The following is a 13,118-nucleotide window of genomic DNA, read 5'->3' as shown; positions in this document are numbered from 1 at the left end:
TTTCATTTACAATCTGTTTTATTTTACACCATGGTCCACCTGGTACATATGCGAAATCAGGCGGAAGATCTGACTGGTATATCCCCATTCATTATCATAAAAACTGATCAGTTTGAAAAAATGACCGTTTACCTGGATTCCTTCCCTTGCATCAAAAGAGGATGCGTGATTATCTCCGATAAAATCGGAAGAAACAACTTCATCATCCACATAATCCAGAATCTCCTTAAGAGTTGTTTCGGAAGCTTTCTTCATTTTCTTACAGATATCTTCATAAGTGGTTTCTGTCTTCAACGCGACATTCAGATCCACAATGGATACATCTGAAGTCGGTACACGATAAGAAATTCCATTCATGCGGTCCTTTAACGCCGGAATAACAAGTGAGATTGCTTTTGCAGCTCCTGTTGAAGATGGGATCAGATTTCCGAATACAGCACGACCTGTACGCCAGTCTTTCAGCGAACGGCAGTCAACTACCTTCTGTTTTGCTGTAGCTGAATGGATGGTAGACATCAGACCATACTCTATTCCATAATTATCCTCCAAAACCTTACAGATCGGTGCAAGACAGTTTGTTGTGCAAGATGCATTTGAAACGACCTGCATAGATGACTGATAAAGTTCATGATTCACGCCCATTACAAATGTCGGTGTGTCCTGATCTTTAGCCGGTGCAGAGATGATCACTTTCTTTGCTCCACCCCGGATATGTGCCATTGCTTTTTCTGTCGTACAGTAAGCACCTGTCGCATCTATAATGTATTCTGCTCCACACTCTCCCCACGGAATGTCAGCAGCATCATTTTCTGAATACACTCGGATCTTCTCGCCATTTACAACAATTCCATCCTCATATTTTTCCAGACTTCCCTGGAAACGTCCAAAGATCGAATCGTAACGGATCATATAAATCATATAATCCAGATCTGCGTTTCTCACATTGATCCCACAAATTTTAAATTTTTCCGGCTGATTGATGGCAATGCGGAATGCAACTCTTCCAATACGTCCAAATCCGTTTATGCCGATTGTTATTGCCATATTAAATACCTCCCTGTATATGACATATTGATACTCTTTGTATCTTCTTTCCTTGCAATAACAGTCCGCCACAATCTATTGCGAGTGTAACACACTTTTTTTTGAAATGCTACCGAAATGGCAGTAATTAATCATTTAACAGGATTCTTATTTTTTTAACAGGATTCCTATTTTTTTAACAAAAAAGGATGCGCTTTTCCAAACGCACCCTCTGTCACTTTTTATGCAATTACTCTGACTTTCAGAACACCCTCGATCATTTCCAGACCTTTTACCACGTCTTCTGCCACATCATTATCCACATCGATCATCGTATATGCATAGCTGCCACGGCTCTTATTCGTCATATCATCGATATTGACATTATCCTTTGCCAGAAGCGCAGTAAATTGACCGATCATGTTCGGAATATTCCTGTGCAGGATCGTAATTCTTGTCTTATCCCTTACACCCATATCGCATGCCGGGAAGTTGACAGAATTACGGATATTTCCATTTTCCAGGAAATCCTTCAGCTCTTCTACTGCCATCTTTGCACAATTGTCTTCTGATTCAGCAGTTGACGCTCCCAGATGCGGAATGACAATCGCATGCTTCACTCCTGCGATCTCCGGTGTCGGAAAGTCAGTTACATAGCGTCCGACTTTTCCACCAACAAGTGCATCCACAATGTCTTCACTGTTCACCAGTACATCTCTTGCAAAGTTCAGGATCACAACGCCCTCTTTCATCAGACTGATGGCATTCTTATTGATCATACCCTTTGTATCTTCCAGTGCCGGTACATGGATTGTGATATAATCACACTCCTTGTAGATCTCATCTACATTCTTAGTGTGATGGATACTTCTTGAAAGTCTCCATGCAGAATCTACAGAAACATATGGATCATAACCATACACTTCCATCCCAAGATGCGTAGCCGCATTCGCAACCAGGACACCGATTGCACCAAGACCGATCACACCAAGCTTCTTTCCCTGGATCTCACAGCCTGCAAATGCTTTTTTCGCTTTTTCTGCATCTTTGGCAATATTGCCATCCTCTTCGTTCTCCTGTACCCAGTTGATACCGCCAAGGATATCTCTGGATGCAAGCAGCATACCGGCGATCACCAACTCTTTTACACCATTGGCATTTGCCCCTGGCGTATTAAATACAACGATTCCCTGCTCCGCACATTTGTCCAGTGGAATATTATTTACACCGGCTCCGGCACGGGCAATCGCTTTTAAATCTTTATCAAATTCCAGTTCATGCATTCCGGCACTTCTTACAAGTGCCGCATCTGCTCCTGCCATCTCACCGGCAGGCACATAGTCATCACTGAATTTCTCCAGTCCAACAGGAGAAATCGGGTTTAAGCAAAAATATTTATACATATTACAGATTCTCCTCCTCAAACTTCTTCATAAATGCAACCAGGGCTTCCACACCTTCGTATGGCATTGCGTTATAAATACTTGCACGCATACCCCCAACAGTACGGTGTCCTTTCAGGTTCTCAAGACCTGCTTCTTTTGCCTCTTTTACAAATTTGGCATCCAGCTCGTCACTGCCTGTCACAAATGGTACATTCATAAGAGAACGGTCTTTCTTTTCTACCGTACCTTTGAACAGTTTGCTCTGATCCAGGTAGTCATAGAGCAGTTTGGCTTTCTTTTCGTTGCGTTCTTTCATAACTTCCAGTCCGCCCATCTTTTTGAGCCATTTAAATACCTTACCGCAGATATAGATTCCGTATGCCGGCGGTGTATTGTAAAGAGAACCTGCGTCTGCATGTGTCTTGTATGTAAGCATGGTCGGTGTTCCAGGAAGTACATCCTCTGTAATCAGATCTTCACGGATGATCGCGATAACAACACCCGCTGGTCCGATATTCTTCTGGACTCCGCCATAGATGAGACCATATTTTGTCACATCTACAGGCTCAGACAGGAAGCAGGATGATACATCCGCTACCAGTGTCTTGCCTTTCGTGTTCGGAAGTTCCTTAAATTTGGTTCCGTAAATTGTATTATTTTCGCAGATATATACATAATCTGCATCTTCATCAACCGGCAGATCCGAACAGTCAGGAATGTACGAAAAGGTTTTATCCTCGGACGATGCGATCTTATTCACCTTTCCATATTTGGATGCCTCGGCAGCTGCTTTTTTAGCCCACTGCCCGGTAACAATATAATCCGCTACTTTGTTCTTCATCAGATTCATTGGAATCATTGCAAACTGCTGGCTTGCGCCACCCTGAAGGAACAGTACTTTGTAATTATCCGGGATTCCCATCAAATCACGAAGATCCTGTTCAGCGGTTTCAATGATTTCAGCAAAAGCTTTCGAGCGATGACTCATCTCCATAACGGACATTCCACATCCTTTGTAATCCAGCATCTCATCTGCTGCTTCTCGTAAAACTTCTTCCGGCAGTACTGCCGGTCCTGCTGAAAAATTGTAAACTCGTTTCATATTACTCCTCCATTCCTGCTCTGCGTATCTGTCGCTGCATATGTTTTTTAGTTTGTCTGCTGTTTTTCCTGCAGATCCTTCTCGTCAAAAGCTTCACTGATCGGAGCACCCGGAGCAACCATCGGCCATACCTTGTCATCGCTGTCGATCTGGCAGTCAATCACCACCGGACCGCCTGCATTTAAAGCAAACTTAAATGCATCTGCGAATTCTTCTCTGGTCGTAGCTCTTACCGCTTTCGCCCCCATCGCTTCTGCGAGTTTCACAAAATCTACTGCATCATTCAGAACAGTTGCTGAATAGCGCTGTCCGTAAAACAGATTCTGCCACTGTCTTACCATACCAAGCACATGGTTGTTCACTACAACCTGGATAATTGGAATGTTATAACGCGCCGCTGTTGCAACTTCATTCATATTCATACGGAAGCATCCGTCTCCGGCGATATTGACTACCGTCTTCTCCGGTCTGCCCATCTTGGCTCCGATTGCGGCTCCAAGACCGTATCCCATGGTTCCAAGACCACCTGACGTAAGCAGTGTTCTCGGTTTTGTGAATTTATAATACTGCGCTGCCCACATCTGATGTTGTCCAACTTCTGTGACGATGATCGCATCACCTTCTGTCTGTTTGTAAATCTCTTCGATCACATACGGACCGGTCAGACTTTCCGGATGATAGGCAAGCGGGTATTTTGCTTTATATTCCTGGATCTTTTTGATCCATTCGGTGTGTTCCTGCTGTGGCAGTTTTTCATTAACTGCCGCAAGCACTTCTTTGATATCTCCAACCACACCTTCATCGATAATGACATTTTTGTTCATCTCTGCCACATCAATATCAAACTGGAGAATTTTTGCATTACTTGCAAATTTATTTGGATTACCTGTGACACGGTCGGAGAATCTTGCACCGACTACGATCAGAAGATCGCTTTCACTGACTCCAAAGTTCGATGTCTTGGTACCATGCATACCAAGCATTCCTGTATAAAGTTCATCAGTTCCCGGAAATGCACCTTTTCCCATCAGGGAATCACATACCGGACACTGTACCTTGTCTACGAATGCACGGAGTTCTTCACTTGCATCAGATAATATAGCTCCGCCTCCGACGAATACAAACGGACGCTTTGCTTCTTCGATCATCTCTACTGCCTTGTCAATATCTTCCATGCAGATTTCTTTTTTGTATTTTACGATTGGCTGGATTTTGACAGGCTCATACTCTGCTTTATTGCCTGTCACATCTTTTGGGATATCGATCAGCACCGGTCCCGGTCTTCCGGACTGTGCGATCTCAAACGCCTTGCGAATCGTCTTTGCAAGATCATTGACATTCTTCACAATAAAATTATACTTTGTGATCGGCATCGTAATACCGGTAATGTCAATTTCCTGGAAGCTGTCTTTTCCAAGAAGCGGTACCCCTACATTACAGGTGATCGCAACGATCGGAATAGAATCCATAAATGCGGTCGCGATTCCTGTTACGAGATTTGTTGCTCCAGGTCCACTGGTTGCAAAACACACCCCAACCTTACCAGTGGCACGCGCATATCCGTCTGCCGCATGAGAAGCTCCCTGCTCATGCGATGTAAGGATATGTCTGATTTCATTACTATGCTTATATAATTCATCATATACATTTAAAATTGCGCCGCCCGGATATCCGAATACGGTATCCACGCCCTGCTCTTTTAAACACTCTATCAGTATTTCTGCACCATTTAACTGCATTGTACATTCCCCTTGTCCAGATTTTATTTTATTTGTGTGGAACTTCCAGAACTGCTCCACGGTTTCCTGAAGTTACCATTGCTGCATATCTTGCAAGATATCCTGTTGTAACTTCCGGTTCTCTTGGCTGCCATTTTTCTTTTCTTCTTGCAAGTTCTTCATCTGAAATTCTTGCATTTAATTTCAGGTTCGGGATATCGATCTCGATGATATCGCCTTCCTCGATCAGTGCTACCGGACCGCCGACTGCCGCTTCCGGTGATACGTGTCCGATAGAAGCTCCACGGGATGCACCGCTGAAACGTCCGTCTGTAATAAGTGCTACCGATGAACCAAGTCCCATACCTGCGATTGCAGAAGTCGGATTCAGCATTTCCGGCATACCAGGACCACCCTTTGGTCCGACGTAACGGATAACTACAACATCTCCCGGATGGATATCTCCGCCTTTAATTGCCTTGATCGCATCATCTTCACATTCAAATACTCTTGCAGGTCCTTCATGTACCAGCATTTCCGGTACAACTGCAGAACGTTTTACAACACTGCCATCCGGTGCGATATTACCTTTGAGGACTGCAAGTCCACCCGTCTGGCTGTATGGATTGTCGATCGGACGGATTACTTCCGGATTTTTGTTTTCGCATCCTGCGATATTTTCTCCAACTGTCTTTCCGGTTACTGTCATGCAGTCTGTGTAAAGAAGACCTTTCTTATTCAGCTCGTTCATAACAGCATATACACCACCCGCTTCATTCAAGTCTTCCATATATGTCGGACCTGCCGGTGCAAGGTGACAGAGGTTCGGAGTCTTTTCGCTGATTCCATTTGCAAAATCAATCTCAAAATCCATACCGATCTCATGTGCAATCGCCGGAAGGTGAAGCATACTGTTGGTTGAGCATCCAAGTGCCATATCAACAGTAAGGGCATTTAAGATGGCTTCTTTTGTCATAATGTCTCTCGGACGGATATTTCTTCTGTACATTTCCATTACCTGCATACCTGCATGTTTTGCAAGACGGATTCTTTCTGAATATACAGCCGGAATTGTTCCATTTCCCTGAAGCCCCATACCAAGTACTTCTGTCAGACAGTTCATACTGTTGGCTGTATACATTCCGGAGCATGATCCGCAGGTAGGACATACTTTATTTTCAAATTCACATACATCACATTCGTCCATTGTTCCTGCTGCGTAGGATCCAACTGCCTCGAACATGCTGGAAAGACTTCTCTTCTGTCCTTTTACATGTCCCGCAAGCATTGGTCCGCCACTGACGAACACTGTAGGTACATTAATACGGGCTGCTGCCATCAAAAGCCCAGGTACATTTTTATCACAGTTCGGGATCATAACAAGGGCGTCAAACTGATGCGCCATTGCCATTGCTTCTGTCGAATCTGCGATCAGATCTCTCGTTACCAGAGAATACTTCATACCGATGTGTCCCATTGCAATACCGTCACAGACTGCGATCGCCGGGAACATGATCGGTGTTCCACCTGCCATGGCAACTCCCATCTTTACTGCATTTGCAATTTTATCCAGGTTCATATGTCCCGGAACGATTTCGTTATAAGAACATACGATTCCGACAAGCGGTCTCTCCAGTTCTTCTTTTGTAAGACCAAGCGCATTGAACAATGATCTGTGCGGCGCCTGCTGCATACCTGTTTTTACATTATCACTTCTCATGATTTTATAATCCTCCTGTAACTTTTGGCTCTATTCTATTACAGTTCCGTCCTGCTTTTCTTTCCCCATAGCAGTACGGAACTGTATCTTTCCCAATCCTTGACTATCGAATTCTTTCGCAGATCAGATCTCCCATCCGGGCTGTTCCAACCTTTGTACATCCGTCTGACATAATATCCCCGGTTCTGTATCCATCTTTTAACACCTGGGAAACTGCTGCTTCAATCGCATCTGCTGCTTTATCCTGATCCAGGCTGAAACGAAGCATCATTGCTGCTGAAAGAATTGTTGCTATCGGGTTTGCAATTCCCTGTCCTGCTATATCCGGTGCCGAACCGCCACTTGGTTCATACAGTCCGAACCTGGTTTCATTCAGACTTGCACTTGCCAGCATTCCGATCGAACCGGTTACCATGCTTGCTTCATCAGAAAGGATGTCTCCGAACATATTCTCTGTAAGAATGACATCAAACTGCTTCGGATCTCTTACAAGCTGCATTGCACAGTTGTCAACCAGCATATGCTCCAGTGTAACTTCCGGATAATCTTTCGCAACTTCTTCTACTACTTTTCTCCAGAGTCTTGAAGAATCCAGTACATTCGCCTTATCGACGCTTGTCACTTTCTTTCTTCTCTTCATTGCAATGTCAAACGCGCGGATCGCAATCCTGCGGATCTCATCCTCATTATAGGTAAGTGAATCGAATGCAGTCATCACACCATCCACTTCTTCTGTCTTCCTCTCTCCAAAATAAAGACCGCCTGTCAGTTCACGCATGATCATCAGATCAAATCCGCCTTCTGTAATCTCTTCTTTCAGAGGGCATGCACCCTTCAGTTCATTATACAAAACTGCCGGACGCAGATTTGCAAACAGGTTCAGTTCTTTTCTGATCTTCAGAAGACCGGCCTCCGGTCTCTTTGACGGTTCCAGCTTATACCACGGGGAAGTCTTTGCATCTCCTCCAATGGATCCCATCAGTACGGCATCACATGCTTTTGCTTTTGCTACCGTCTCATCTGTAAGCGGGACTCCATGTACATCAATGGATGCGCCCCCAAGAAGCAGCTGTTCATAAGAACAGTCAAATCCGTATACCTCTCCTGCTTTATCAAGAACCTTCATCGCTTCCGTTACAATCTCCGGACCGATTCCGTCACCTTTAATTACTCCGATTTTCAGGCTCATCTTTGTCATTCCCTTCTATGTATCTGTGATTTTTGTACCATTTTTTGTTCCAAAAATCTGTTAAACACTATAATACCGTATTTTTCGTCAGGTTTCAACCCTTTAATCTGTAAAAGTATAAAAATCCAGAGTGAACTCTGTTTTATTTTCCTGTTTTCTGTGGAATCACAAAGATAAAGATCAGCGAACTGACAAACAGCATTCCCGGATAAAAAAGCTTCGGAATGATCTGAAATGCAGAAATCTCACCGCCGAGCTCATGCACTGCCGAAATTGCCACAAGCATCTGCGCACCATACGGGATCACCCCCTGTGAAATACAGGAAAAAGTATCCAGAAGGGAGGCTGTCTTTCTCGGTGTGATCTGATAATCGTCTGCCATTTCCTTTGCAATTGGATTAGCCATCACAATTGCTACGGTATTGTTCGCTGTTGCCACATCCAGGAGCGCTACCAAAATACCAACACCCAGCTGACCACTTTTCGATCCCTTAAAGACACGGTGGATCACATCCAGCAATACATCAAAGCCACCATTTTCCCGGATCAGCGCACACATTGCAGCAACCAGCACCGCCACCATACAGGTTTCAAACATCCCGGATACACCTGAGCCCATGGCAGCAAGCATTTCATACGGTGTTACCTGCCCCATTGCAAGCATGATCACCGCACCGGACACAATTCCTGTCAAAAGTACCAGAAAGACGTTGAACCCTGCGATCCCGCCGACCAGCACCAGCACATACGGAATGATCTGCGTCAGATTGTATTCGTGCGTAACTGCCGTTCCGATCTCTGCCCGGAAAGAGCTGATCAGGATCAGAACCAACGATACGATCGCCGCCGGAAGTGCGATCCAGAAATTTTCCCGGAATTTATCTTTCATCTCACATCCCTGCCCGTTGCAGGCAGCAATTGTTGTATCTGATATGAAAGAAAGATTGTCCCCGAACATGGAGCCTCCCATCACCGATGCCACGCAAAGTGCCAGGGAAAAACCGGACGACTGCGAAACTGCCGCCGCAATCGGAGTCAGAAGGGTGATCGTCCCAACCGAAGTTCCCATTGCTGTTGAAACAAAACATGCAACCACAAACAGAACGGCAACCGCAAACCGTGCCGGGATGATCGATAGCATAAAATACGCCACACTCTCTGCACTGCTTCTTCCAACCACTCCCACAAAAGTTCCCGCCGTCAGGAAAATCAGCAGCATTGTGATAATATTCTTATCTCCGATTCCCCGTCCCATGATCTCCAGCTTCTCATCAAAGCCAACCTTTCTGTTCTGCAGACACGCGACCAGGAGTGCCGCCAGAAACGCCACTACGATCGGTACATTATAAAACCCCATTGGAATTTTCATTATGTATTCAAATAAAATACCCAGTCCCAGATAAAATACCAGAAATACACCGACCGGCAAAAGTGATGCACTTTTTCTTCTTTTTTCCATATATTCACCTCTCATCTGCTTCTATTGCTTCCCGGATCTTCCCAAAAACTTTTCCATATCCGGAAAACAAACAGCAATATTTCTCCTTATCATAGCATATCCTTCTCTTTTCCCGCAATAAGGGAAATACAGAAAGTTCCTGCAGAAACCGTATAAAAATACACTTTTGCACAAAAAACAGAAGTCTGTCTCTGTTTTTTCAGGACAGACTTCTGTTTTTTACATATACATTTTACAGATGCCAGATGTCTCTGTTGTATTCAGCAATGGTTCTGTCAGATGAGAAATATCCTGCTTTTGCGATATTCACAACCATCTTCTTTGCCCATGCCATGCGGTCTTCATAATCTGCGTAAGCCTGTTCTTTCTTCTGGATATAATCTTTCACATCAAGAAGTGTCATGAACCAGTCTTTACGGATCAGTTCTGCATGCAGTTCAAGAAGCAGGTATTTATCTCCGATACGGAGAAGTTCCGGGCTGATGATAAAGTCTACCAGTCTGCGGATCTCTTCATCATTGATATAGTAATCAACTGCATTATAATCCATCTTGCGGTAATGCTCGATAACCTGTTCACTGGATTCTCCGAAGATGTAGATATTTTCATCCCCTACAAACTGATGGATTTCTACGTTGGCTCCATCTTCTGTTCCCATTGTCACAGCCCCGTTCAGCATGAATTTCATGTTACCTGTTCCACTTGCTTCTTTGGATGCAAGAGAAATCTGTTCAGAAATATCACAGGACGGGATCAGCTTTTCTGCCAGTGTCACGTTGTAGTTTTCTACCATAACCACTTTCAGATACGGTGCAACTTCCGGATCGTTATCAATCAGCTCCTGCAGGCAGAGGATCAGATGAATGATATCCTTTGCAATAATATAAGCCGGTGCAGCCTTGGCTCCAAAGATTACCGTGATCGGAGTCTCCGGTTTCTTTCCGCTCTTGATCTCCAGATATTTATAGATCACATATAATGCATTCATCTGCTGACGCTTGTATTCATGCAGACGTTTTACCTGAATATCAAAAATTGAATTTGGATTGATTTCCAGTCCCTGTGTTTCTTTTAAGTAAGCTGCCAGATCCTCTTTCTTTTTCTGTTTTACTACAAGAAGGCTCTTTAAAGTTTCCTCATCATTTACATAGTCAAGCAGTTTTTCAAGCTTTGTTGCATCTTTTCGGTAATCCGGTCCGATCTTCTCATCCAGCCATGCAGTCAGTTCATGGTTGCAGTGCAGCAGCCATCTTCTGAACGTAATACCATTAGTCTTGTTGTTGAATTTCTGTGGGTAAATGTCGTAGAACGGTTTCAGCTCTTCATTTTTCAGGATCTCTGTATGAAGATAAGCAACTCCGTTGACACTGTATCCATAATGGATGTCCATATGAGCCATGTGTACACGATTCTGATCATCGATAATATGGACTCTCGGATCTTTATATCTTCCCTTAATTCTTGCATCCAGATCTCGGATGATCGGAACGATCTGCGGTGCAACCTGCTCCAGATAATCAACCGGCCATTTTTCCAGTGCTTCTGCGAGGATGGTGTGATTGGTATATGCGCAGGTCTTCTGTACGATCTCAATCGCCTCATTGAAGTCGATCTGTTTCTGAACAAGAAGACGGATCAGCTCCGGAATAACCATAGAAGGATGTGTATCATTGATCTGGATCGCCACATGCTCATGAAGCTTTCTGAGATCATATCCCTTTTCTTCACACTCGCGGATGATATACTGTGCTGCATTGGAAACCATAAAATACTGCTGATAAATACGGAGCAGATTTCCTGCCTTGTCGCTGTCATCCGGATAGAGGAACAGCGTCAGGTTCTCACGGATATCGTTCTTATCAAAATTGATTCCGTTTCCAACGATTGCATCATTTACCGTCTCTACATCAAAAAGATGAAGTTTGTTGCTTCCGCCTTCGTATCCGGTTACATCAATATCATACAGATGGGAACGAAGACTGAAATCCTTGAACGGGACTTCAAATGAAATACCGGTATCATTGAGCCAGCTGTCTTTTTCAATCCACGGATTCTTCTGTTCATCCTGTTTGTGGTCGGTAAATACCTGTTTGAACAGACCCATATGATAGTTCAGTCCGATTCCGTCTCCCGGAAGTCCGAGTGTTGCAATGGAATCCAGGAAGCAGGCTGCCAATCGTCCAAGTCCACCATTTCCAAGAGACGGTTCCGGTTCAACTTCTTCGATCTCTGCAAGATTTTTCCCGTGCTTTTTCAGCACCTCTGCTGTCTCATCATAAATTCCAAGGTTGATCAGGTTGTTGGATAAAAGCTTTCCGATCAGGAATTCTGCGGAAATATAATAGAGTTTTCTCTTTCCTTCGTTCTTCGGGCCTTCTTTGATCCGTTCCTTTGTCAGTGTAAGCAGCGCATAATATACCTGTTCATTCGTTGCCTGTTCAAGTCCTGTCTGGAATTTCTCCTGTAAAATCTCTGTCAGTCTTGCTTCCATGTTCTTCTACCTCCTGTAGTTGATTCTCTTTCTTTCAGTGTTGCCGGAAGATATTTCCCTTCCTGGCTTTTCTTTGTTTCTATCATGTCAAACAGAATCCCGACAGACTGTCTCGCGATCTCTTCGACCGGCTGCGCCATCGTAGTGATCGCCGGCTGATAAAATCCGGTATAGTCAAGTCCGTCAAATCCTGCAACCGCCACATCTTCCGGAATCCTTTTTCCCTCTTCCAAAAGCGCCTTGCATGCACCAATCACCATCAGATCGGAAATTGCAAATACTGCGGTAAATTCTGTTTCTTTTTTCAACAGTTTTTTCATCATCCGATATCCGTTTTCCATCGAATAAGTGGTATCTTCTTCATCCAGATAACAGATTCTTTCCTCATCCGCTTCCAGACCATGTGCCTTTAGTGCTTCCCTGTAACCTTCCAGTCTGAGTTTTCCGATGTTCTCATCTTTCTTATCCGAGGCAAGGATTGCAATCTTTTTATGTCCGGTCTCGCACAGATAATCTACGATCTTACGGCTTTCCGCACGGTCGTCAATTGATACATAGGATGCGATACATTTCTCCGGCAGTTTATCAAATGCTGCCGTACTTACAACAAACGGAACCTTTATCTTTGCAATCCGCTCTTTGTTCTTCCTGAAATCCCCACCCAGGAAAATAATCCCTCTGAGCTTTTTTTCTTTGATCAGCTCCAGTGCGGTATCGACCTCATCCTGATCCTTTCCCATATGCTGGATAAAAAAGGAATATTTCTGTCTGCGGATCTTTTTTTCCATTACCCGCATCATCGTCGCGAAAAATGGATTATCAATCTCCTTTACCAGAATCGCAATGGATTTCGAATCGGTCCGTTTCAGATTCCTCGCACTGTTATTCGGCACAAAATTTGATTCTTCAACCGTCTTTAAAATCATCTTTTTGGTCTCAGGATTGATATCCGGATGATTGTTCAGCGCACGGGACACGGTGCTGACTCCGACCCCGCACTTCTTCGCAATATCTTTAATCGTCATTCCCAT

At 44.2% G+C, this 13,118-nt stretch carries 9 protein-coding genes; all 9 read right to left on the bottom strand.

The features are described from left to right. Positions 1–18: 18 nt before the first annotated feature. The 9 genes from gap to AB5213_RS04935 all read right to left on the bottom strand — a co-directional run bounded on the left by gap (position 19) and on the right by AB5213_RS04935 (position 13,118). Complete coding sequence (gene gap / locus AB5213_RS04975; protein WP_349095867.1) at positions 19–1,044, bottom strand: type I glyceraldehyde-3-phosphate dehydrogenase; 1,026 nt, start codon at positions 1,042–1,044, stop codon at positions 19–21. Positions 1,045–1,265: 221 nt separating this feature from the next. Beyond that, a complete protein-coding gene (locus AB5213_RS04970; protein ID WP_368276391.1) occupies positions 1,266–2,426 on the bottom strand; it encodes a phosphoglycerate dehydrogenase in 1,161 nt (386 codons plus the stop codon). Between the two features lies 1 nt (position 2,427). Next, positions 2,428–3,510 (bottom strand): 3-phosphoserine/phosphohydroxythreonine transaminase, encoded by a 1,083-nt coding sequence (gene serC / locus AB5213_RS04965; RefSeq protein WP_022220362.1) that lies wholly within the window; start codon positions 3,508–3,510, stop codon positions 2,428–2,430. Between the two features lie 47 nt (positions 3,511–3,557). Continuing rightward, positions 3,558–5,249 carry a biosynthetic-type acetolactate synthase large subunit gene (gene ilvB, locus AB5213_RS04960; protein WP_022220361.1) on the bottom strand — a complete coding sequence of 564 codons (1,692 nt, stop codon included), beginning with the start codon at positions 5,247–5,249 and terminating at the stop codon, positions 3,558–3,560. Between the two features lie 28 nt (positions 5,250–5,277). Beyond that, a complete protein-coding gene (gene ilvD / locus AB5213_RS04955) occupies positions 5,278–6,948 on the bottom strand; it encodes a dihydroxy-acid dehydratase (protein ID WP_008374941.1) in 1,671 nt (556 codons plus the stop codon). A 103-nt stretch (positions 6,949–7,051) separates the two neighbouring features. Further along, entirely contained in the window at positions 7,052–8,137 is a 1,086-nt protein-coding gene (gene leuB, locus AB5213_RS04950; protein ID WP_055297292.1) for a 3-isopropylmalate dehydrogenase, read from the bottom strand. A gap of 142 nt (positions 8,138–8,279) precedes the next feature. After that, positions 8,280–9,596 carry a Na+/H+ antiporter NhaC family protein gene (locus AB5213_RS04945; protein ID WP_242856248.1) on the bottom strand — a complete coding sequence of 439 codons (1,317 nt, stop codon included), beginning with the start codon at positions 9,594–9,596 and terminating at the stop codon, positions 8,280–8,282. 232 nt (positions 9,597–9,828) lie between these two features. Beyond that, complete coding sequence (locus tag AB5213_RS04940) at positions 9,829–12,087, bottom strand: glycogen/starch/alpha-glucan phosphorylase (protein ID WP_055155652.1); 2,259 nt, start codon at positions 12,085–12,087, stop codon at positions 9,829–9,831. After that, complete coding sequence (locus AB5213_RS04935) at positions 12,072–13,118, bottom strand: LacI family DNA-binding transcriptional regulator (protein WP_022220358.1); 1,047 nt, start codon at positions 13,116–13,118, stop codon at positions 12,072–12,074. Before AB5213_RS04935 ends, AB5213_RS04940 begins: the two co-directional genes overlap by 16 nt.

This window comes from Coprococcus sp. RTP21204st1_G4_RTP21204_210225 (assembly GCF_040915385.1).
GTDB lineage: Bacteria > Bacillota > Clostridia > Lachnospirales > Lachnospiraceae > Allocoprococcus > Allocoprococcus comes.
The sequence above is the reverse complement of the archived record's forward strand: the minus strand, read 5'-3'. Positions and strand labels throughout refer to the sequence as shown.